The sequence below is a fragment of the Salinisphaera aquimarina genome (assembly GCF_042643355.1).
GTDB classification, from domain to species: Bacteria; Pseudomonadota; Gammaproteobacteria; order Nevskiales; family Salinisphaeraceae; genus Salinisphaera; species Salinisphaera aquimarina.
Window position 1 is genome coordinate 593,756 of the sequence record NZ_JBHRSS010000001.1, and the last position, 22,562, is coordinate 616,317.

Sequence of the window (22,562 nt, forward strand, 5' to 3'; positions counted from 1 at the left end):
TATTAGCGTGCCCGGGCTGCGCCAGGGCACGCGATTCGGCGTGCTACTTCGGCGCGAAGTAGAGGTCGCGATAGGCTGCGCCGGCCGTGCCGCCGGCGTTGTCGCAGTCGGTCATGATGGCGACGGCGTCGACGCTGTCGAGATCCAGATCGTAGAAGCGTTTGAAGTCGGCGCGCACATCGCGTGATTCGCTGACCCAGGCGTGCGGGTCGGCGGTCGCGCCCGATTCGACGGCCACCATCATCGCCTGATGTGTGAACGGGTTCGGCCAGTGGCTGCCGCGTTCGGCGCTTCCCGCCCAGACATAATTGATGGCGCGGCTGCGCCACTTGAGCAGACCGGCGTCGTGGATCACGTAGACCCTGGCGGCGAAATCGTCGCCGGCCTTGCCGTGTTCGTCGAGGCCTTCGTGGACGTTCTCGACGCGCCACTGCCAATGCAGAACCGGCGTGGCGTTCAGATCGACGGGCAGGAGACGCGCGATCGCCGATGCCGTGCCGTCGCAGCGTGCTTCGAGTGCGCGGTGATTCCCCGTGCCGGTCAGCCGATAGTCGGTTTTACCCTTGAACGATTTCTCCTGCCAGGCGGCCAGCGCACCGGCCGAGAAACGGCCGATATCGACGCGTTCGGCGGATCCTGCCGTAGACATGGCTGGCACGAGCAGGGCAAGCAGGAGGCTTGTTGCGGCGAGCGCCCTGCGTCTCTCGTCACGACGGGTCCGGTTCGCTTTGATTGTCTTCACGAGCGCGTGCTCAGCCGGCCAGCCGACCGGTACTCACGCGTTCATTGCGGCCCAGGTCTTGAATACTGGCGACGCCGACGAAACCGGCCGCGGCCAGCAGTGCTCGGACTGCCTCGCCCTGGTCGGCGCCATGCTCAACAAAGATCGCGCCGCTGCTGTTCAAATGAGCCGGGGCGCCCGCGATGATCGTGTCCAGATCGGCGATGCCGTGATCGGCCGCGACCAGAGCGTTCTGCGGTTCATGGGTGAGTTCGGGTGCGGCCAGATGGGTATCGCCCGATGCAATATAGGGCGGGTTGGATACGATCGCGTCGAAGCGACGCCCGGCAATCGCGGCATACCAGGCGCCAGCGCTGAACGCGGTGTTGGCCACGCCCAGCCGTGTCGCGTTGGCTTGGGCGCAGGCCAGGGCGGCGCTGCTCGCATCGGTGGCGGTGAGCCGCCATGTCGGGCGCTCGCTGGCCAGGGCGAGGGCGATGGCGCCGCTGCCGGTACCCAGATCGACAACGTTCAGTGGTGTGCGCGCATCCAGTCGGTCGAGCACGGCCTCGACCAGGGTTTCGGTATCCGGACGCGGGATCAGCACGCGCGAATCCACGGCCAAGTCCAGCGTCCAGAAGCCGACACGGCCGGTGAGATAGGCAACTGGCTCGCCGGCGCTGCGGCGCGCCACCAGCGCGTCAAAGCGGGCCGCGTCGGCAGCGTTCAAGGGGTCGGCGCCGTGCACGATCAGATGGCTGGCGGTAACGCCCAGCACATGCTCGAGCAGCCGGCGGGCGTCGAGATCCGGGCTGTCGCTGGTGGCTGCCAATAGCGCGCGCGCGGCGCGCAGGCTTTCGTCCAGACGTGTCGTCATTGCCGCGAATCGACGGCCGGGCGCCTAGGCCGCGCCCAGTTCCGCCAGCTGATCGGCCTGGTATTCGCTGGTGAGCGCGTCCAGCACCTCCTCCAGGTTGCCGGCCATGACGTCGTCGAGCTTGTAGAGGGTGAGGTTGATGCGATGGTCGGTGAGTCGGCCCTGCGGGAAGTTATAGGTACGGATGCGCTCGGAGCGATCACCGCTGCCGACCAGTTTCTTGCGGGTGGCGGCCTGTTCGCTGGTCTGCTTATCCTGCTCGGCGGTGAGCAGCTTGGTCTGCAGCAGCGCCATCGCCTTGGCGCGGTTCTTGTGCTGCGAGCGCTCCTGCTGGCATTCCACCACCACGCCGGTGGGGATATGGGTGAGGCGCACGGCCGAGTCGGTCTTGTTGATGTGCTGGCCGCCGGCGCCCTGGGCACGAAACGTGTCGATGCGCAGGTCATTGGGGCTGATATCGATCGCGCCGACTTCATCCTGTTCGGGCAATACCGCCACGGTACAGGCGGAGGTGTGGATACGGCCCTGTGATTCGGTGGCCGGCACCCGCTGCACGCGATGGGCACCGGATTCGAACTTGAGCCGCGAGAAGGCGCCCGCGCCGATCACACGGGAGATCACTTCCTTGTAGCCACCGTGTTCGCCCTCGCTGGCCGACAATATCTCCACCTGCCAGCCCTGTTTTTCGGCATAGGTCGAATACATGCGCAGCAGATCGCCGGCGAACAGCGCGGCTTCGTCGCCACCGGTGCCGGCGCGGATTTCCAGATACAGATTGGCGTTGTCGTTGGGGTCCCTGGGGATGAGGTGCTTGCGCAGTGCGGCTTCCAGGGTGTCGAGGCGTTCGCGCGCGCCTTCGATCTCCATTTCCGCCATCTCGCGCAGCTCGGCCTCGTCCGCGTTCTGCATCTCTTCGAGGTCGTCGATCTCGGCGGCCAGTTCACGCCAGGCCCGGTAGTCGGCAGTGACTTCCTCGAGCTGGGCATATTCCTGCGACATGCGCCGGAATTTGTCCTGATCGTTGATCACCTCCGGGTCGGAGAGCGAGTGGGTCAGGTCCTCGTGGCGTTCGACCAGTTCCTCGAGTTTGGCGCGCAGTGAATCTTTCATACGGTGTCGTCGTTATAGCCATTGGTCTGGCGATCGAATTGGCGATCGGATTGGCGATGGGATTCGCCGGGATTCGAGTGATCGAAGGCATCCTCGATCTGAAAAAGAGTACGCGCACCCGACAGCAGTTCCTGCTGTTCGGCGCCGCGTGCCTTGCGCAGGCTGGCGCTGGGGGCGTGCATGAGCTTGTTGGTGAGCGTGCGGCCCACGAATTCGAGCACGTCTTCGATCGCCTCGCCGCGCTCGATCTGGCGGCGTGCCTTGGCGATCACTTCGTCGCGTGTTTCCAGCGCGCGTTCGCGTATCACCTTGATCGTATCGGTGGCCTGACGCGAATCCAGCCAGTCGATATATTCCTCGATGCGCGAATCGAGCATGCCATTGGCCAGCGCCGCCGCCTGCTGGCGCGAGGCCATGTTGTCCTGGATCACGCTCTGCAGATCGTCCACCGAGTACAGATAGATATCCTCGAGCTCACCCGCCGCCGGGTCGATATCGCGCGGCACCGCCAGATCGAGCACGAACATGGGTTTGCGCCGGCGCGTCTTGACCGCGGCCTTGAGCTGCGAGAAATGCACCAGATAGCCCGGGGCAGCGGTCGAGGAGATGACCATGTCCGCCTCGGCCAGATGTGCGGGTACGTCCGACAGCGCAATGGCATAGCCGTGATAGCGGGTGGCCAGCGCCTGGGCGCGCTCGATGCTGCGATTGGCGAACACCATGCGCCGTACGCCGGTTTCGGCCAGATAACGTGCGGTCAGCTCGATGGTTTCGCCGGCGCCGATGAGCATGGCGGTGGTATCGCCCAGGTCGGCGAAGATCTGGCGCGCCAGGCTGACGCCGGCATAGGCGACCGACACCGGGTTGGCGCCGATATCGGTCTGGCTGCGAATCTGCTTGGCCACGGCGAAACTGTGCTCGAACAGACGGGTGAGCAGCGGCCCTGCGCCGCGCGCGGCCCGCGCCGAGCGATAGGCAGTCTTCATCTGGCCGAGAATCTGCGGCTCGCCGAGAATCATCGAATCCAGCCCGGCGGCGACGCGCAGGCTGTGGCGGACCGTTTCGCGGTCGTGGTAGATATAGAAATGACGCGCCATGGCGGCGCTGGACAGCCCGCGTTGCCCGCACAGCCAGTCGCGCAGATGTGCGTCTCCCGGCGCGTCGGTCACGGCATAAAGCTCGGTGCGGTTGCAGGTCGACAGGATCGCGCCTTCCTCTACATGTGGCAGGCGCAGGAACTCATCGAGCGCAGAATCGAACTGCTCGGGCGGGAATGCGGCGGTCTCGCGCACGGAAAGCGGCGCGGTGTTGTGGTTCAGGCCCACGGTCAACAGCGTCATGCCGTTATTCTACAGCGTATGTCGGGCCGTGAGCCGGTTTGCATGGCGGGCCGATCCATCGGCGCGGTATCATGATTACATGCAGATTTATGATGTGAATTGGGCTCGCGGCGCGCCGGCCGGGCGTTGCAGGCGTTTGACCGTTGCGCTGTTGACCCTGTCCGTGATCGCTGTCGCGGGTTGCGCGAGCCAGGCACTGCCCGAACGCGCTGCCGGCATGCGCATCGATGCGTCCAGCGTGCAGTCGCCGGCGGTCACGCGTCGGTCGGCCTACGAATACCACGTCCTCGCCGGCGAAATGGCGATTCAGCGCGGCAATCGCACCCTGGCGGCAAGCGAATATGTTGCCGCGCTCGATTATTCGCGCGATCCGGCGCTGGCCAAGCGTGCCACGCGAATTGCGTTGTTCGCGGGTGACCCGGCGCTGGCTTATCGCGCGGCCGGCAGCTGGGCGGCCAGCGAGCCCGATTCGCTCGATGCCCAGCGCACCGCCGCGCGCCTGGCGTTGAGCAACGGCGATGAAAAAGGGCTGAAGGTCTATGCCCAGTCGACGGTGGCGGCCGCCGCTTCACCCGATATCGGTTACCGGTTGCTGGCCGATGTGCTCAGTGGCGAGTCCGCGAATTCGGATCTGGCGGTTCGGACCGCCAGCCACATGGCCCAGCGCGACAGCGACAGCGCGCCGGCGCAGTACGCCCTCGGCGTGGTGGCGTTGCGCTATAACCGCAACGATGTGGCCGAACAGGCCGCGGCACGCGCGGTGGCGCTGGATCCGCAGTGGAACGACGCGGTCCTGCTGCGCGCGGGCGTGTGGATTCGCAACGGCGAATCCGCCAAGGCTCAGGCTCTGGTGGACGATCTGCCGGGTAACGATGCGACACGCGCCCAGTACCACATGACGCTCGCGCGTCTGCTGATCGAGGCCGACCAGGACGAAGCCGCGCTGGACGAGTTTCAGCATGCGATCGATCTGCAGCCGCAGAATGCGGATGCGCGCTACGGCCTGGCCATCCTGTCGCTGAGCGTCGGCGATCTCGATCGCGCCGAAACGGCGTTCAATGCGCTCTACGATGACAACGAGCGCGCGGACGATGCCGCTTATTATCTGGGTACGATTCACGAACAGCGCGAGGAGTACGGCCCCGCGCAGCACTGGTATCAGCGCGTCGAAAACGGCAGCCATGCCTTCGAGTCGCAGGTGCGTGGCGCACGCATGATCTACATGCAGGACGATCTCGCGGGCGCCCGACAGCGTTTGAGTGAACTGCGCGGTGTCTACCCCGAGCTGGCCGACCAGCTGTATGCCGCCGAAGGCCAGCTGCTCTACGAGGCCAACGAGCCCCAGGCAGCGCTCGAGCTGTATAACCAGGGGCTTGCGGAACTGCCGGACAATGCCGAGTTATTGTACGGCCGCTCGATGGCCTACGAGCGGCTTGATCGGATCCGCGCCGCGGAAGCCGACCTGCAGACGTTGCTGGCCAACGAACCCGACGATGCGCGCGCGCTGAATGCGCTGGGCTATCTGCTCACCAACCATTCGCGCGATTTCGATCAGGCGCTGGCGTATATCGAACAGGCGCTGGAGTCGGAGCCGGACAACCCGGCCATACTCGATAGCCTCGGCTGGGTGCATTATCGCCTCGGCCATCTGCGCAAGGCCCGTCGTTATCTCGAACACGCCTATCGCGTGTTTCCGGACGGAGAGGTCGCCGCGCATCTGGGCGAAGTGCTCTGGAAGCAGGGCGAACGCGATGCCGCGCGTCAGGTATGGCAGGATGCGCTCGCCGACGATCCCGACCATGCGGTACTGCGTGCCACGATCAAGCGCCTGGACAAATGAAACAGATCCTCGTTTTTCTGCTACTCGCCAGCCTGCTTTCCGGCTGCGCCATCATTCGCAAGCCGGCTGAATCCGAGCCGGGTGTTGCCAATGCCACCGCCTGGCTCGATCACAAGCGCGAGCTCGAAGACGTGGATGTCTGGTCGCTGCAGGGGCGGGTGGCGACGGGGCAGCTGCTGGGCTGGACCGGCAATCTCAGCTGGCGCCAGAAGCAAGACCATTTTGATGTGCGCCTGTCCGGCCCGCTCGGCGCCGGTGGCTTTCGCGCCGAGGGCGCGCTCGACGATGTGGTGGTGATCCAGACCCGGGATCGGCGCATGGTCACCGAGGACCCCGATGCGCTGGTCGAACAGACGCTGGGCTGGACCTTCCCGCTCGAGCCGCTGCGCTACTGGGCGCGCGGTCTGCCCGCACCCGGTAACTACCGCAGCATCAGCGTGGATGCGCAGGGGCATCTCGTGGCGCTGGATCAGCAGGGCTGGGAATTGTCGTTTCCGGCTTACGAACAGCCCCAGGGCGCGCCGGCTCTACCCAAGCGGATCGTGCTCGACAATGGCGATACGCGTATCCGTCTGGTGGTGGATCGCTGGTTCGACAGTAACGGCGCAGCAACGGAAAATTGACACTGCGACGGCCAGCCAAGAAAATACGCCGCCTCTAGCGGGTCGTGCTGGTTTCAGAGCGCAAACGAAATGCGCCGGGACGAGCAGGATCCTTGGGAACGAAGACAGCGAAAGTTTAATGGGGCGTAGCCAAGCGGTAAGGCATCGGGTTTTGATTCCCCATGCGCCGCAGGCTTTTTAAGCCCGCAGGTTTGGATGCTGGCGCCGCAGGCGGCAGGATTCGAACGGAACGAAGACAGCGAAAGTTTAATGGGGCGTAGCCAAGCGGTAAGGCATCGGGTTTTGATCCCCCATGCGCCGCAGGCTTTTTAAGCCCGCAGGTTTGGATGCTGGCGCCGTAGGCGGCAGGATTCGAACGGAACGAAGACAGCGAAAGTTTAATGGGGCGTAGCCAAGCGGTAAGGCATCGGGTTTTGATCCCCCATGCGCCGCAGGCTTTTTAAGCCCGCAGGTTTGGATGCTGGCGCCGTAGGCGGCAGGATTCGAACGGAACGAAGACAGCGAAAGTTTAATGGGGCGTAGCCAAGCGGTAAGGCATCGGGTTTTGATCCCGTGTACCGCAGGTTCGAATCCTGCCGCCCCAGCCAGGACAAGACGTCCGCGCAAGCGGACACAGATGAGGCGGCAGGAAGAGAATCCTGCAGGTTCGACGGGCGCGCGACAGCGCGCCCGAACCGCGGAGCGAAGCGACGCGGGCCCGGAGGGTGAGCCACCGAAAGGTGGCGAATAATCCTGCCGCCCCAGCCAGGACAAGACGTCCGCGCAAGCGGAAACAGATGAAGCGGCGGGATGAAAATCCTGCATGTTCGACGGGCTCGCGATAGCGAGTCCGAGCCGCGGAGCAAAGCGACGCGGGCCCGTAGGGCGGGCCGCCGAAAGACGGCGAATCGTCCTGCCGCTTCAGCCTATTCCTGATTCATACAGCACGGCAGCACGCATGGCAGATTCCAGGTTGATGGTCTTTACGGGCAACGCCAATCCGGCGCTCGCCCGGGATGTGGCCGGTTACCTCAAGCTGCCGGTCGGCAAGGCCAGCGTCGGCAAGTTCTCGGACGGTGAGGTCGCCGTCGAGATCGAGGAAAACGTGCGTGGACGCGACGTGTTCGTGGTGCAGTCCACCTGCAGCCCGACCAACGACAACGTCATGGAACTGCTGATGCTCATCGATGCGCTGCATCGGGCATCGGCGGGTCGCATCACCGCGGTCATTCCGTATTTCGGCTATGCCCGTCAGGACCGACGTCCGCGCTCGGCGCGCGTGCCGATTTCGGCGAAGGTCGTGGCGAGCATGCTGGGGGCGGTGGGTACCGACCGCGTGCTGACGGTCGACCTGCACGCCGACCAGATCCAGGGCTTTTTCGACATGCCCGTGGACAACGTCTATGCGTCGCCCATCCTGCTGGGCGATATCTGGCGCCAGAAGGAAGACAACCTCATCGTGGTATCGCCCGATGTCGGCGGCGTCGTGCGCGCCCGTGCGCTGGCCAAACGTCTCGATGATGCGGACCTGGCGATCATCGACAAGCGCCGGCCGAAAGCCAATGAAGCCAAGGTCATGAACATCATCGGCGACGTCAACGGCAAGAGCTGTATTCTGGTCGACGATCTGGTCGATACCGCCGGCACGCTCTGCCAGGCCGCAGATGCCATGAAAAAACAGGGCGCAACGCGCGTGCGAGCCTATGTGACGCACCCGGTGCTGTCAGGCAAGGCGGTGGAAAACATCAGCAACTCGCAGCTTGACGAGCTGGTGGTTTCGGACACGATTCCGCTGTCGCCCGATGCCGCGGCCTGCGGCAAGATCCGGCAGCTGCATATTGCGGCCCTGCTGGCCGAAACCATACGGCGGGTGAGCAACGAGGAATCGGTGTCGACGCTATACGTCGACTGAAAGCGCCCCGATAGCGCTTGAACATCAAAAACACGGCCCGCGGGTCGTGCAATTGGCTGATAACGGCGTATACTACGCGGTCTTTTGACCCCGGTGGGCAAGCGGCCCGCCATACAAAACAGCGATCGAGCGGTCGGCCAGCAAGCCTTCGCCGACCGTCTTTATATCTGGAGCGAATCGATATGGAAGCTTTCGAGCTGAATGCGGAAAAACGAACCGCCAAGGGCCGCGCCGAGAACCGTCGCCTGCGCAAGAGCGGCCGTGTGCCGGCCATCATCTACGGCGGCAAGGGCGAGCCGGTGATGCTGACGCTGGAGCACAACGACCTCAACCATCATCTGGATAACGAGGCGTTCTTCTCGCACATCATCAAGATCAAGGTCGCCGGCGGTGATACGGAAGAAGCGGTGCTGCGCGCGCTGCAGCGTCATCCGGCGCGTCCGTTCATCGAGCACGCCGATTTTCTGCGCGTGGTTGCCGGTGAGACGCTGCGCATGAGCGTGCCGTTGCACTTCGCGGGCGAAGACGAATGCCCGGGCGTGACCGACGAAGAAGGCGTCATCCAGCACAACATGAACGAAGTCGAAATCGAATGTCTGCCGCGCAACCTGCCGGAATACATCGAAGTCGACTGTGCCAAGATGCAGCTGCATGACTCGATCCATCTGTCCGAGCTCGTGCTGCCGGAAGGCGTCGAGATCGTCGAGCTGATGGGCGACGAGGACGAGCGGACCGACCGTACCGTGGTCTCCGTGCAGTTGCCGCGTGCCGCCATCGAACTGGAAGCCGCCGACGAGGCCGAGGCGGAAGCCGCGGCAGCGGAGGCCGCCGAAGAAGCCGAAGGCGAAGAAGGCGCCGATGGCGAAGGCGAAGAGGGCGACTCCGAGGCATCGGACGACGACAGCAAGGACGACGAAGACAAGTAGTCTTCGTCGGTCGGCGGCGCGACGGGGCCTGGCGGCGTGAGCGAATCCATTCGTGCGATCGTGGCGTTGGGCAATCCCGGCGCCGACCACGCCCGCGACCGGCATAACGCCGGCTTCTGGCTTGCGGATGCGCTGGCCAGACGCTGGCGTCTGTCGTTTTCTCCCGAGAAGCGTTTCAAGGGTGAAGCCGCCCGCTACGGTGCCGGCGACGAAACCGTGTGGCTGCTCAAGCCGCTGACGTTCATGAACGTCAGCGGTGAGGCGGTCCAGCCGCTGTGTGCATTTCACAAGATCAGCGCGCCCGAAGTGCTGGTCGTGCACGATGAGCTGGATCTGCCGCCCGGCACGATCCGCCTGAAAGAGTCGGGTGGCCACGGTGGCCACAACGGCCTGCGTGATATTCATCGCGTGATCGGCTCACATTACAAGCGTCTGCGCGTGGGTATCGGCCATCCGGGCGACAGTGCCCGGGTGCTGTCCCATGTGCTGGGTACGCCGTCGCCCGACGACCAGATTGCCATCGACGTGGCGATCGACGCCGGCGTCGAGGCAATCGAAACCATCCTGAAATCAGGCTGGAACCGCGGCGCGCAACAGCTTAATTCCCGCAAGACAACGTAGGGGCCTTGCATGGCACTCCAGGTAGGTATCGTCGGGTTGCCGAATGTCGGCAAGTCGACCCTGTTCAATGCGCTCACGGCCGCCGAAATTCCGGCCGAGAACTATCCGTTCTGCACCATCGACCCGAACGTGGGCGTGGTGGCGGTGCCTGACTCGCGTCTGGCCGCCCTGGCCGCCATCGCCTCGCCGGAAAAGACGCTGCCCACGGCCATCGAGTTCGTGGATATCGCCGGCCTCGTGGCGGGCGCGTCCACCGGCGAGGGCCTGGGTAACAAGTTCCTGGCCAATATTCGCGAAACCGACGCCATCCTGCACGTGGTGCGCTGTTTCGAGGACGACGATGTCATGCACGTCGCGGGCAAGGTCGATCCGATCAGCGATATCGAGACCATCGATACCGAACTCGCGCTCGCCGACCTGACTACCGCGACCCGGGCCGCCGAGCGCGCGGCCAAGGCCGCCAAGTCGGGCGACAAGACCGCCAAGCGCAATGCCACGCTGTTCGAGCGGGTGCGCGACCATCTGGATACCGGCGCGCCGGTGCGCGCGATGACGCTGGACGAAGATGAGCGTCTGGCGCTGCGCGAACTGCACCTGATTACCGCCAAGCCGGCGCTGTTCGTGGCCAACGTCGACGAGGACGGCTTCGAGAACAATCCGCTGCTCGACCGCGTGCACGAGCACGCCGCCGCACAGAATGCGATCGTGGTCGCCGTATGCGCCGCGCTCGAAGGCGAGATGGCGCAGCTGGACGGCGACGACAAGCTCGAGTTCCTGGCCGATCTGGGGCTCGAGGAGCCCGGGCTTGATCGGGTGATTCGCGCGGCCTATGAACTGCTCGGTCTGCAGACGTTCTTCACCGTCGGCCCCAAGGAAGTACGCGCCTGGACCGTACGCACCGGCGCTACCGCGCCGCAGGCTGCAGGCGTGATTCATACCGATTTCGAACGCGGCTTCATCCGCGCCGAAGTGATCGGCTACGAGGATTTCGTCAGCCTCAAGGGCGAGAAGGGCGCCAAGGAAGCCGGGCGCCAGCGTCTGGAAGGCAAGGAATACCGGATGGTGGAAGGCGACGTCGTCCACTTTCGTTTCAACGTCTAGGCAGCGTTCGTTGCGAGGCAGGGGATTATCGGTCCAAAGCCTTGACACGAATGGCCCGGGCGAAGAAACTACGCGACCTTCGGCTATGTAGCTCAGGGGTTAGAGCATCGCATTCATAATGCGAGAGTCGGTGGTTCAAATCCACCCATAGCCACCAGTCGACGTGCACCTTCGATTTCGATCGAAGGATAAAGGGATCCGGTTACGGCCGGATCCCTTTTTTTGTGGCCCGCGAACAGGCCGTGGGTCACGCGGCCATCGTGGCGGATCAAGCTGATAGAATCGGGACTTTGCGGGGCAACCGGCGTAGATATGGCCAGAGATTCCGACAGCGGACGAAAAAAGCCGCTGAAGCTCAAGACCGGGTCCTTCGACCGCAACGCCGCGATGGCTCGCATGGGGATGGTCGCCGGGGCGCAGTTCGCCGGCCACACGCTGGGTAATCTGTTCCGCAGCAAGGAAGACAAGGAACGCCGTAACCGCGATTTCTATATCAAGCAGGCCCAGTTCCTGGCCGACGAACTCGGCCAGCTCAAGGGCAGCGTGATGAAGGTCGGGCAGATGCTGTCCGTCTACGGCCAGTATTTTATGCCGCCGGAAGCCATCGAGGTGCTGCGCAGTCTTCAGGACGACAGCCCGCCGGTGGCCTGGGAAGATCTCGAGCCGGTCGTGGTGCAGCGTCTGGGCAGCAAACGCCTGGCCGAGATCGATATCGATCCGGAGCCGCTGGCCGCGGCCTCGCTCGGTCAGGTGCATCGGGCGACGCGCAAATCCGATGGCATGCAGCTGTGCGTGAAGATTCAGTATCCGAAACTCGCGGATGCGATCGACAGCGATATCCGCACGCTCACCCAGATCGTACGCCTGGCCCGGCTGGCCCCCAAGGGCGTGGAGCTGTCTTCGATCATGGAAGAAGTGCGCGAGATGATCTATCGCGAGGTCGACTACGACCGCGAACTGCGCATGACCCGTGAATTCTCGGAGCGGCTGGCCGACGACCCGCGTTTCGTGGTGCCGCAGGTATTTCCTGAATATTCCACGGAAACGGTACTCGTGACCTCCTTCGAGCAGGCGCACCACGTGCAGAGCGACACCGTCCAGAATCTGTCGCAGGTCCGCCGGGACCGTCTGGGCGCGCAGGCGCTGGAACTGTTCTTCCGCGAGTTCTTCGTCTGGGGCATCGTCCAGACCGATCCGCACTTCGGCAACTACAAGGTGCGGGTCAACGACGACGGCAACGATCAGATGGTGCTGCTGGATTTCGGCGCCACCCGCGAGTTCGCGCCGCGTTTTCTGGGCTCCTACTACGACGTGGTGACCGGTGCCTTCGAGCGTGACGCCAAGCGCCTGATCGACGGTGCGATCGGCATCAACCTGCTGCGTCGCGATTCACCGCAGCACGTGTTCGATGCTTTTGCCAAGGTTGGCATGCTCATGATCGAGCCGTTCTCCGATGACGCGCCGGCGCCGCTGACCAACGCCGAGGGCGCCTATCGCTGGGGCGATTCCGATCTGCCGTTCCGGGTCTCGCGGGCGGTGTCCGACGCCGCGATTTCGCGCTGGTTTCGTATCCCGCCGCGCGAGATCGTGTTTCTGCACCGGCGCCTGGGCGGCGTGTTCGTGCTGCTGGCGGTACTCGACGCCGAGGTCGACTCGCGCGACATGCTGGCTTCGTATCTCTATCGGGCGCGTGACGCCGAGCAAAGCACCTAGACTTCCCCGGCCCGGTCCGGATTCTCTTCAATACAACCGACGCGGGGCGGTTCCATCCGCTGCGTGATTCGCCGCTCAAGGAAAGCCATACATGAAGTTCGAGGAAACGTTCGATTTCGATTTCGACGCCGATACCATCCTGCGCATGTTCAGCGACGAGGATTATTACCTGAAGAAATACGAGACGCTGGGCGGGCGCAGGCCCAAGCTGCTGGACAGCGAAAAGACCGACGCGCACTTCATGATCAGCGTGCGCCACGCGCTGGACGCAACCAAGCTGTCGTTTCCCGACATGCTCAAGAAGCGTATCGGCGACAATATCCTGCTGCGTCAGACCGATACCTGGGAACTGGCAAAGTCGGTCGGCAAGATCGTTATCGACATCGAGAAAGCACCGGTCGATATCACCATCGGCATGACCCTGGAAGATCGCGGCAGCGGCAAATCGCAGCTGCGGCTGGCCTTTGACATCGACGCCCAGATTCCGCTGTTGGGCGGCAAGATCGAAAAAGCCATCGCCGGCCCCATCACCCAGCGCACCCACAAGGATCTCGAACTCAGCAACAGGATGGCGGTGGACTACACCGGCTAGACGATGCGACATCACGACGAAGACGATACGCGCAAACCGGCCCCCACCCTGTGGCAGACCTGGATGAGCGTGCTGGCTGCGTTCTTTGGCGTACAGTCCAGCGCCAACCGGGAGCGCGACTTCACCCGCGGCAAGGCGAGTCACTTCATTCTGCTCGGATTGCTGGCCACCGCACTGTTCGTCGGCGTACTGGTCGGGATCGTGACGCTCGTCACCCGCCTGGCGGGCGTCTGAAAATCGGGCGATTGGCGCAGCGCTAGCCGTTGCCGACGAGATTCTTGAGCCGATAAAGCTCGGCCAGCGCCTCGCGCGGACTCAGGTCGTCGCAATCGATATCCGCGAGGGCCTCGCGCAGGGCATCGGCTGCCGGTTCTCTGGTGTCGGCTGGCGTCTCGAACAGCCCCATCTGCGGGCCGGCTTCGGCGCGCGACTGCGACTCGAGTTCTGCCAGATGTCGTTCGGCGCTGCGGATCACGATCTTCGGCACCCCGGCGAGCGAAGCCACCTGCAATCCGAAGCTGCGCGAGGCCGAGCCCGGACGGATCGCGTGCAGGAACACCAGTTTGTCCTCACCGCCGCTCTTGTAGTCGGCCACCTCGAAATGGGCGTTGCGGCTCGCCGGCCACTGCTCGGCGATCTGGGTCAGCTCGAAATAATGGGTCGCAAACAGAGTGTAGGCGCGGTTGTGGCGTGCCAGCCGTTCGGCGACCGCCCGTGCCAGTGCGAGGCCGTCGTAGGTCGAGGTGCCGCGCCCGATCTCGTCGAGCAGCACCAGCGACGCGTCCGTCGCGTGATGCAGGATCTGCGCGGTCTCGCTCATCTCGACCATGAACGTGCTTTGCCCGGCCGACAGGTCGTCGCCGGCGCCGATGCGCGTGAAGATACGATCCAGCGGGCCGATGGTGGCCGAGTCGGCAGGTACGAAGCTGCCGATATGGGCCAGCAGGACGATTAGCGCGGTCTGGCGCATATAGGTCGATTTACCGCCCATGTTGGGGCCGGTGATCAGCAGCAGTCGGCAGTCGTCGTCGAGCTCGGTGTCGTTGGCGACGAAGGGATGGTCGGAGAAATGCTCGACCACAGGATGGCGCCCGCCGCTGATATGAATACCCGGCGTGTCGACCAGTTTCGGGGCCACCCAGCGATGATCCAGCGCACAGCGGGTGAGCGCGCAGAGCACGTCCAGATGGGCGAGCCCTGCGGCGATCGCCTGCAGTTTCGACAGATACGCCGCCAGCGACTGAACCAGTTCGGCGTAGAGCGCTTTCTCGCGTGCCAGCGCGCGCTCGCGCGCCGACAGTACCTTGTCCTCGAAGCCCTTGAGCTCGGGGGTGATATAGCGCTCCACGGCCTTCAGCGTCTGGCGGCGCTGGTAGTCCAGCGGTGCCTTGTCGGCGTGGGCGCGGCCCATTTCGATGTAATAGCCGTGCACGCGGTTGTAGCCGACCTTGAGCGTCTCGACCCCGGTGCGTTTCTTCTCGCGGGCTTCCAGTTCGGCGAGATAGCCGTCGGCGTTGGCCGACAGATCGCGTAGTTCGTCGAGGGTGGCATCGTAGCCGCGGGCGATGACGCCGCCGTCGCGAATCACCACCGGGGGCGTGGCCACCACCGCGCGTTCGAGCAGGGCACGCACATCGGGGACCGGGTCGAGCTGTTCGTTGAGTGCGGCCAGCAGCGGCGCGTCGAGTACGTCGAGCTCGACCTTCACCCCCGGCAGGGCGACGAGCGCGCTCGCCAGTCCTGAAAGATCGCGCGGGCGCGCGGAAGCGAGCGCGATGCGGGTGGCGATGCGCTCGACGTCCGGAATCTCGCGTAGTTGATTATGCAGCGACGTCTGGGCGCCGCGCGCGAGCGTATCGATGGCCTGATGCCGATGGCGCAGAATATCGAAATTGCGCAGCGGCTCGGCCAGCCAGCGGCGCAACGCGCGCGCTCCCATCGAGGTCGCACAGCGATCCAGCAGGCCGACCAGGCTGTGGCGGGTGTCGCCCGCGGCACTGTGCTCGATTTCGAGGTTGCGTCGGGTCGGCCCGTCCAGCACCAGCGTGTCGGTGATTGCATAGGTGCGCAGGCTGGTGATGTGATTCAGCGCCGCGCGCTGGGTCGCTTCCACATAGTCGACCAGCGCGCCGGCGGCGGCGATGGCGCGTGGCAGGTCGGCACAGCCGTAGGCATCCAGTTGCGCGACTTCGAAGAAATCTTCCAGCCGACGGCGCGCGCTCACGGCATCGAACAGCCACGCCGGGCGCTCGGTGATCGCGGTGTCGGTCACGTTCAGGCGCAGCGGGCTGTTTTCGGCGATCACGATTTCGCTCGGCGCGAGCCGCGCCAACTCGGCCGCCAGCGCGGTCTCGTCGGCGACTTCGGTTACCGCGAAGTCGCCGCGCGCGAGTTCCAGTACCGCGATGCCGATGGCACGTTTGGCCGGGGCGAGGGCCACGATCAGGTTGGCGCGACGGGCGTCCAGCAGGGCGTCGTCGGTCACCGTGCCAGGTGTGACCACGCGCACGACTTCGCGTCGAACCGGGCCCTTGCTGGCGCCCGGCGCTTCCATCTGTTCGCAGATGGCCACCGACTCGCCGCGCGCGATCAGGCGGGCCAGATACTGTTCGGCGGCGTGATAGGGCACGCCGGCCATCGGAATCGAGCGCCCGCCGGATTCGCCGCGCGCGGTCAAGGTGATATCGAGCAGCTCGGCGGCGCGCCGGGCGTCGTCCATGAACAGCTCGTAGAAGTCGCCCATGCGGTAGAACACGAGCATGTGCGGATAGTCGTCCTTGATGCCCAGATACTGGCGCATCATCGGCGTGTGGTGCGCGCGATCCTCGCGCTCCGGTGCGTCGGACGAGGTCGGGCTGTTCGATTCGCTCATGGGCAGTTCGGGCTTGTGAAGACTTGCGGGATCGATATCGACGGCAGTTGCGGTGGCGCGGTGCATCGACTGATCCGCGATTGTAGACATCGCGGCATCGTTTCGCAGGCATGGATACGGGCATAATGCAGCAATGATTGCTCCCTTTGATCCCCAACAGTCCATTCCCGCGCTGGTCGAGCAGCTGGCGACGCTGTTGCCGTCGCACAGTCAGCGGCTGGTCACGGCCGAGTCCTGCACCGGCGGCCTGATTGCCGCGGCCTGCACCGAACGCGCCGGCAGCTCGGCCTGGTTCGAGCGCGGTTTCGTGACCTATTCCAACGACGCCAAGCAGCAGTCGCTGGGGGTGGACGGCGCGTTGATCGATCGCCATGGCGCGGTCAGCGATGTGGTGGTCGCCGCCATGCTCGAGGGCGCGCTGGCGCACAGCCCGGCGGAGTGGGCGGTCGCGGTATCGGGGGTCGCCGGGCCCGACGGGGGCAGCGCGGACAAACCGGTGGGCACCGTGTTCATCGGCTGGATGAGTCGCGGCGGGGCGGCCGACGTGGTGCGCTACGACTTCGACGGCGATCGCGCCGATGTACGCAAGGCGAGCGTGCTGGCGGCGCTGGTTGGGCTGCGCGAGCGCGTCGACGCCCAGTGACGGCGGGCGCGCAGCGGCTATTCTTCGCGCTGTGGCCGCCGCGAGATGTTGCGCGGCGCATCGCCACGCAGGCCGATGCACTGGGTATCGGCGGTCGCCGGGTGGCGTTGCCGCGTCTGCACATGACCCTGGCTTTCGTCGGGGCCTGTGATAGCGCGCAAACGGATGCCCTGCGAGACAATGCCGCCAGTATTCGCGCCCCTGCGTTCGACCTTGTTCTTGATCAGCTGGGTCATTTTGCCCGCCCCGGGATCACTTGGTTCGGCTGCACGACGGCCCCCGATCCACTGCTCGCGCTGGCTGCGGGGCTGGCGCCCGCTGACGTTGATAATCGGGCGTTCCGGCCGCATGTTAGTGTCGTTCATGACAGCGTGCCCATGGCGACCCGGCTCATTGATCCGATTGCCTGGCGGGTCACTGCTTTTGCATTGATCGCCAGTGGCCAGGCCACCGTCGCGGGCGCGTATCGCGAGCTGGATCGCTGGGCGCTGGCTTGAGCCACCGTCTCGGCGCTGTGCATGCCCGGCGGTTATGAAATAATGCCGGCCGGCCACTGAATTGGTTCACGGGATTCGCGATCGCGTTGGCGCGCGGCTCCCGCACACAAGTAAAAAGACTATGGATGAAGATCGCAAGAAGGCACTCGCGGCTGCTCTGACCCAGATCGAGCGCCAGTTCGGCAAGGGCTCGGTCATGCGCATGGGCGACGTCGAGGCCATCAACATACCGGCCATCTCCAGTGGCTCGCTGACCCTGGACGTGGCGCTCGGCATCGGCGGCTATCCGCGTGGGCGCGTGGTCGAGATCTATGGTCCGGAATCCTCGGGCAAGACCACGCTCACCCTGCAGGCGATCGCCCAGGCCCAGAAGGCCGGCGGCACCGCTGCCTTCATCGACGCCGAGCATGCGCTCGACCCGGCCTATGCCGAGGCGCTGGGCGTGGATATCGAGAATCTGCTGATCTCGCAGCCGGACACTGGCGAACAGGCGCTGGAAATCGCCGACATGCTGGTGCGCTCGGCCGCGGTCGATATCGTGGTCGTGGACTCGGTCGCAGCACTCACGCCCAAGGCCGAAATCGAAGGCGAGATGGGGGATTCGCACGTGGGCCTGCAGGCTCGTCTGATGAGCCAGGCCCTGCGCAAGCTCACCGCCAACATCAAGCGCAGCGGTACGCTGGTGATGTTCATCAACCAGATCCGCATGAAGATCGGCGTGATGTTCGGTAGCCCGGAAACCACTACCGGTGGCAACGCGCTCAAGTTCTACGCTTCCGTGCGTCTGGATATCCGCCGCATCGGCGCGATCAAGAAAGGCGAAGAGGTGATCGGCAACGAGACCCGCGTGAAGGTGGTCAAGAACAAGATGGCGCCGCCGTTTCGCAAGGCCGAGTTCGAGATCCTCTACGGCCAGGGCTGCTCGCGCGAGGGCGAGATCATCGACCTGGGCGTGGCCAACAACCTGGTCGAAAAAGCCGGTTCCTGGTACTCGTACAAAGGGGACCGCGTCGGCCAGGGCAAGGACAATGCACGCAACTTCCTCAAGGAAAACCCGGAGATTTCCCAGGAGATCGAAACCGCGTTGCGCGAGCTGCTGATGCCGCCGAAGAAGAAAAAGGGCGACGAAGCCGAGCCAGTGGCGGATGCCGACCTGCTCGATTCCGCCAAGGAGTCGGGCGCGGCCCGCTAGGCGGGGCGGTCCGAGGACGATGCCTGAAAAAGCCCGCGCAGGCTGCAGCGCGGGCTTTTTCATGTCCATGCCGGAACAATGAACGACGATAGCGAAAGCCACGACGTGCCCTCCGCGGAAGAGCAGATCCGGGCCGAGAGGCTGGCGATCCGCAAGCGTGCGATGGACATGCTGGCCAGGCGCGAGCACGCCCCGGCGGAGCTCGCAGCGAAGCTGCGCAAGCGTGAGCACGCCGATGCCGACATCGAACCCGTGCTCGACGATCTCATCAATGAGGGCCTGTTGAGTGCCGAGCGCTACGCCCACGCCGTGGTCCGCTCGAAAAGCGAGCGGGGTATCGGCCCGCTGCGCATCCGTCGTGATCTGGCCGCGGCGGGCGTGAGCGATTCGCTCATCGAGATCGCGCTCGACGAGGCCGAGGTGGACTGGTTCGCGCTCGCCGAAGCGGTTCGGCATAAGCGCTTCGGCGCGTTGTCGCCGGGCGATTTTCCGACCCGGGCCAAGCAGATGCGTTTCCTGCAGGGACGTGGCTTCGAGCCCGATCAACTGCGCGCCGCTTTCGATGACTGATCGCGGTTATCGACGGCTGCGGCCGTTCATTCGCTTTGTGTTGACGGCATATATGTTCGTGCAGGCAGACGCATAGCACCATCAGTGCGTGATCCATGCGGGCGATCGGTGCCGCACTATGTCGCGGCCTGCCAGCCGATTCTCGAAGACGCCGGGCTCATCAACCCCGAGATGCATGCTAGGGAACCTCTGATTGAATCCTCGCGAATCGCGTCGAGTCTCCAAAGACGTTGATACAAGACGCCCGGGTGAAGCGTCCGGCTTATTGCCGGACCGAACCCGGCAACGCTGTAGCGGCGTCTTTGGAGCCGAACCCCTTCGGGGCCGCGGCTTTGCGCCCGTCTGGACTGTGTCGTTCGTCATTCACGTGCAATGAGCACGCGACATTCTTCACTCCGTGCCAGTCGCGCGCAAAGCACTCCGGCGCGACCGCGCGGATTCAATCAGAGGCTCCCCGTGCACCAACGTCGAAGGCGAATGGGATGACGTATTCGCCGCCTTCAAGCGTTGTCACGAGCACATCCACGAACTGGGCGCGCCGCGCGTGTTCACGACGGTGAAGCTCGGCAGCCGGATCGATCGCCAGCAGAGCAACGCTGACAAGGTGAGTAGTGCGCGCGCCAAGGGCGTCGATGACTCAAACGACGGGCGCGCGATGATGTGCGCGGCGAGCTTGGCGGTATCGATCCGTGCTGATTGTGATAGGTGGGCGTCGCCCCCTCTGTTAAACTATCGCGCTGTTTGTTGACGCTGTTTTCGGGAGACGCGGCCTACCATGATGTCCACCAACGCGCTGCGGTCGCGTTTCATCGAATTCTTCGAACGCGAGCAGCATCGCTTTGTTGCTTCCAGTTCACTCGTGCCTGCCTCGGACCCCACGCTGTTGTTCACCAACGCCGGCATGGTGCCCTTCAAGGACGTATTCCTGGGCGACGACAAACGCGACTACAGTCGCGCGGTGTCGTCGCAGCGCTGCGTGCGCGCCGGCGGCAAGCACAACGATCTCGAGAACGTCGGCTATACCGCCCGTCACCACACCTTCTTCGAGATGCTGGGCAACTTCAGCTTCGGCGATTATTTCAAGCGCGAAGCGATCCGGTTCGCCTGGGATTTCCTCACCAGGGAACTCGAACTGCCCGCCGAGAAACTCTGGGTGACGGTGTTCGAGGAGGACCAGGAAGCCGAGGATATCTGGCTCAAGGAAATCGGCGTGCCGGAGACCCAGTTCTCGCGTATCGGCGCCAAGGACAATTTCTGGTCGATGGGCGATACCGGGCCCTGTGGTCCATGCTCCGAGATCTTCTACGACCACGGCGCGCATATCGCCGGTGGTCCGCCGGGCACGCCGGAAGAGGACGGCGACCGCTACGTGGAGATCTGGAACCTGGTCTTCATGCAGTACGACCGTCAGAAGGACGGCGAAATGCGCGAACTGCCGCGCCCGTCGATCGATACCGGCATGGGCCTGGAGCGCGTGGCCGCGGTCATGCAGGGCACGCACGACAACTACGGCATCGACACCTTCCAGACGCTGATTGCGGCGACCGCCGAGGCGGTCGGCATCAGCGGCGATGTGCTCGAGTCGCAGCAGGCCTCACTCAAGGTCGTGGCCGATCATATCCGAGCTACGGCATTTCTGATCACCGACGGCGTGATGCCGGCCAACGAAGGGCGCGGCTATGTGCTGCGCCGGATCATGCGCCGCGCGATTCGCCACGGTCACAAGCTCGGTGCGACCGGCAGTTTCTTCTACCGACTGGTCGCGCCGCTGGTTGAACTGATGGGCGAAGCCTTTCCGGAGCTCGCCGATGCCCAGGCCCAGATCGAACGCGTCGTCGAGCAGGAAGAGCAGCGTTTCGCGCTCACCCTGGCCCAGGGCATGCGTATTCTCGAGGACGCCATCGAGACCATGGACGGCACCGAAATTCCGGGCGAAACCGTCTTCAAGCTCTACGACACCTACGGTTTTCCGGTCGATCTGACCAACGATGTCGCCCGCGAACGCGAGCTGACGCTGGACACCGCGGGCTTCGAGCGTGAAATGAATGCCCAGCGCGAACGCGCGCGGGCTGCCAGCCAGTTCGGCGCAGACTACCAGGCAAAGCTCGACGTCAGTGAGCCGACCGAATTTCTCGGCTACACCGACACCACGGCTCAGGGCGCGATCGTCGCGCTCGTGCAGAACGAGGCACCCGTGGATGTGCTTGCAGCCGGCGACGAGGGCGTGCTGGTACTCGATCGCACCCCGTTCTACGGTGAATCCGGCGGTCAGCTGGGCGACACCGGTGTGATCGTGGGCCAGGGCGAGGGGTTTCGCTTTGTCGTCACCGACACCCAGAAACAGCGCGGCGTATTCCTGCACTTCGGCCGCGTCGAATCCGGCGAAGTACGGATCGGTCTGGCGGTAGACGCCCAGGTCGATGTGGCGCGCCGGCAAGAGATCGAACTCAATCATACCGCCACCCACCTGCTGCACGCGGCCCTGCGCGAGACGCTGGGCACCCATGTACGGCAGAAGGGCTCGATGGTCGCACCCGAGCGGCTGCGCTTCGATTTCGCCCACTACGAGGGTGTCGCGCCCGACGTGCTGGCCGATATCGAGGCCCAGGTGAATGCCCGCGTGCGCGAGAACATTCAGGGCCAGTTCTATACTCGCAGCTATGACGACGCCATCGCCGAGGGCGCCCTGGCGTTCTTTGGCGAGAAATACGGCGACGAAGTGCGCGTGGTGCGCTTCGGCGACTACTCGGTCGAGCTGTGCGGTGGCACCCATGCGGCCGCGAGCGGCGATATCGGCCTGGTCAAGATTACCGAAGAGCGTGGCGTGGCCGCCGGTGTGCGACGCCTGGAAGCGGTTACCGGCGCACACGCGCTGGCCTGGCTGCAGGACACCAGCGCCCGTGAGATGCGCGTGGCATCGAAGCTTAAGGCGTCGCCGGCCGAACTCGAAGACAAGCTCGATCGCATGCTCGAACGCGTCGCCGGTCTGGAGAAACAGCTCGAAGCGGCCAACCAGAAACTCGCCTCCAGTCAGGGCCAGGACCTGGCCGCAAGCGCCCGCGAGATCGGCGGCGCGCAAGTCGTGGTCCAGCGCATGGACGGCGCCGACCGCAAGGTGCTGCGTGAGACCGTCGATGCGCTCAAGAACACGCTCGACAACGCCGTGGTCGTGCTCGCCGCGGCCGCCGACGGCAAGGTCGCGCTGATCGCGGGCGTGGCCAAGTCTCAGAACAAGGCCGTACCCGCCGGTGAGCTGGTCAATTTCGTCGCCGAGCAGGTCGGCGGCAAGGGCGGCGGCCGGCCGGACATGGCCCAGGCCGGCGGCAGCGATCCGTCCAAGCTGGACGACGCGCTGGCAAGCGTTTATGAATGGGTCGAGGATCGGACGGCGGGCTGATCGGATTCTGATCCGCGAATTTTATTGGCGCGCCCG

At 64.6% G+C, this 22,562-nt stretch carries 19 protein-coding genes, 2 tRNA genes and 1 pseudogene; 17 read left to right on the forward strand and 5 right to left on the reverse strand.

Features of this window, described 5'->3' with window-relative positions; genetic code table 11:
- Window positions 1-43 precede the first annotated feature (43 nt).
- The 4 genes from ACFOSU_RS02735 to hemA all read right to left on the reverse strand — a co-directional run bounded on the left by ACFOSU_RS02735 (window position 44) and on the right by hemA (window position 4,048).
- Window positions 44-649: a DUF3047 domain-containing protein gene (locus ACFOSU_RS02735; protein WP_380686223.1), complete on the reverse strand. Its 606-nt coding sequence runs from the start codon at window positions 647-649 to the stop codon at window positions 44-46.
- Window positions 650-752: 103 nt separating this feature from the next.
- Complete coding sequence (gene prmC / locus ACFOSU_RS02740) at window positions 753-1,598, reverse strand: peptide chain release factor N(5)-glutamine methyltransferase (protein ID WP_380686225.1); 846 nt, start codon at window positions 1,596-1,598, stop codon at window positions 753-755.
- Window positions 1,599-1,622: 24 nt separating this feature from the next.
- Window positions 1,623-2,708 (reverse strand): peptide chain release factor 1, encoded by a 1,086-nt coding sequence (prfA, locus tag ACFOSU_RS02745; RefSeq protein WP_380686227.1) that lies wholly within the window; start codon window positions 2,706-2,708, stop codon window positions 1,623-1,625.
- On the reverse strand, window positions 2,705-4,048 hold the full coding sequence (hemA, locus tag ACFOSU_RS02750; protein WP_380686229.1) for a glutamyl-tRNA reductase: 1,344 nt from the start codon (window positions 4,046-4,048) through the stop codon (window positions 2,705-2,707). The genes prfA and hemA overlap by 4 nt, the downstream gene beginning before the upstream one ends.
- Before the next feature lie 136 nt (window positions 4,049-4,184).
- Between hemA and ACFOSU_RS02755 the strand changes: the two genes are divergently transcribed.
- The 11 genes from ACFOSU_RS02755 (at window position 4,185) to ACFOSU_RS02805 (ending at window position 13,589) form a co-directional block, all read left to right on the forward strand.
- Window positions 4,185-5,888, forward strand: coding sequence for a tetratricopeptide repeat protein (locus ACFOSU_RS02755; RefSeq protein ID WP_380686231.1), 1,704 nt, complete (start codon window positions 4,185-4,187; stop codon window positions 5,886-5,888).
- Window positions 5,885-6,511, forward strand: a complete 627-nt coding sequence (lolB, locus tag ACFOSU_RS02760) for a lipoprotein insertase outer membrane protein LolB (protein ID WP_380686233.1) — start codon at window positions 5,885-5,887, stop codon at window positions 6,509-6,511. The genes ACFOSU_RS02755 and lolB overlap by 4 nt, the downstream gene beginning before the upstream one ends.
- A gap of 512 nt (window positions 6,512-7,023) precedes the next feature.
- A tRNA-Gln gene (locus ACFOSU_RS02765) sits at window positions 7,024-7,098 on the forward strand.
- Window positions 7,099-7,448: 350 nt separating this feature from the next.
- Window positions 7,449-8,402: a ribose-phosphate diphosphokinase gene (locus tag ACFOSU_RS02770; RefSeq protein ID WP_380686236.1), complete on the forward strand. Its 954-nt coding sequence runs from the start codon at window positions 7,449-7,451 to the stop codon at window positions 8,400-8,402.
- A 182-nt stretch (window positions 8,403-8,584) separates the two neighbouring features.
- On the forward strand, window positions 8,585-9,328 hold the full coding sequence (locus ACFOSU_RS02775; protein ID WP_380686238.1) for a 50S ribosomal protein L25/general stress protein Ctc: 744 nt from the start codon (window positions 8,585-8,587) through the stop codon (window positions 9,326-9,328).
- A 36-nt stretch (window positions 9,329-9,364) separates the two neighbouring features.
- A complete protein-coding gene (pth, locus tag ACFOSU_RS02780; protein WP_380686240.1) occupies window positions 9,365-9,949 on the forward strand; it encodes an aminoacyl-tRNA hydrolase in 585 nt (194 codons plus the stop codon).
- Window positions 9,950-9,958: 9 nt separating this feature from the next.
- Complete coding sequence (gene ychF / locus ACFOSU_RS02785; protein ID WP_380686242.1) at window positions 9,959-11,050, forward strand: redox-regulated ATPase YchF; 1,092 nt, start codon at window positions 9,959-9,961, stop codon at window positions 11,048-11,050.
- 81 nt (window positions 11,051-11,131) lie between these two features.
- A tRNA-Met gene (locus ACFOSU_RS02790) sits at window positions 11,132-11,207 on the forward strand.
- A gap of 155 nt (window positions 11,208-11,362) precedes the next feature.
- Window positions 11,363-12,763, forward strand: coding sequence for an ABC1 kinase family protein (locus ACFOSU_RS02795; RefSeq protein ID WP_380686244.1), 1,401 nt, complete (start codon window positions 11,363-11,365; stop codon window positions 12,761-12,763).
- 91 nt (window positions 12,764-12,854) lie between these two features.
- Entirely contained in the window at window positions 12,855-13,355 is a 501-nt protein-coding gene (locus ACFOSU_RS02800; RefSeq protein ID WP_380686246.1) for a DUF2505 domain-containing protein, read from the forward strand.
- Between the two features lie 3 nt (window positions 13,356-13,358).
- Window positions 13,359-13,589: a DUF2970 domain-containing protein gene (locus tag ACFOSU_RS02805; protein WP_380686248.1), complete on the forward strand. Its 231-nt coding sequence runs from the start codon at window positions 13,359-13,361 to the stop codon at window positions 13,587-13,589.
- A 22-nt stretch (window positions 13,590-13,611) separates the two neighbouring features.
- On the opposite strand, the gene mutS is transcribed toward ACFOSU_RS02805, so the two are convergent.
- Complete coding sequence (mutS, locus tag ACFOSU_RS02810) at window positions 13,612-16,227, reverse strand: DNA mismatch repair protein MutS (protein WP_380686453.1); 2,616 nt, start codon at window positions 16,225-16,227, stop codon at window positions 13,612-13,614.
- 133 nt (window positions 16,228-16,360) lie between these two features.
- On the opposite strand from mutS, the gene ACFOSU_RS02815 reads away from it, so the two are divergent.
- The 6 genes and pseudogenes from ACFOSU_RS02815 (at window position 16,361) to alaS (ending at window position 22,526) form a co-directional block, all read left to right on the forward strand.
- Window positions 16,361-16,870, forward strand: a complete 510-nt coding sequence (locus ACFOSU_RS02815; RefSeq protein WP_380686250.1) for a CinA family protein — start codon at window positions 16,361-16,363, stop codon at window positions 16,868-16,870.
- Complete coding sequence (gene thpR / locus ACFOSU_RS02820) at window positions 16,867-17,367, forward strand: RNA 2',3'-cyclic phosphodiesterase (protein WP_380686252.1); 501 nt, start codon at window positions 16,867-16,869, stop codon at window positions 17,365-17,367. The genes ACFOSU_RS02815 and thpR overlap by 4 nt, the downstream gene beginning before the upstream one ends.
- A 121-nt stretch (window positions 17,368-17,488) precedes the next feature.
- The gene (gene recA, locus ACFOSU_RS02825; RefSeq protein WP_380686254.1) at window positions 17,489-18,559 is read left to right on the forward strand and encodes a recombinase RecA; all 1,071 of its coding nucleotides are present in this window, start codon (window positions 17,489-17,491) and stop codon (window positions 18,557-18,559) included.
- 78 nt (window positions 18,560-18,637) lie between these two features.
- Window positions 18,638-19,129, forward strand: a complete 492-nt coding sequence (locus tag ACFOSU_RS02830) for a regulatory protein RecX (RefSeq protein ID WP_380686256.1) — start codon at window positions 18,638-18,640, stop codon at window positions 19,127-19,129.
- Between the two features lie 397 nt (window positions 19,130-19,526).
- A pseudogene (locus ACFOSU_RS02835) lies at window positions 19,527-19,754 on the forward strand (thiamine-binding protein); the annotation flags it as partial.
- 153 nt (window positions 19,755-19,907) lie between these two features.
- A complete protein-coding gene (alaS, locus tag ACFOSU_RS02840; protein WP_380686455.1) occupies window positions 19,908-22,526 on the forward strand; it encodes an alanine--tRNA ligase in 2,619 nt (872 codons plus the stop codon).
- The last annotated feature ends 36 nt before the right edge of the window (window positions 22,527-22,562 follow it).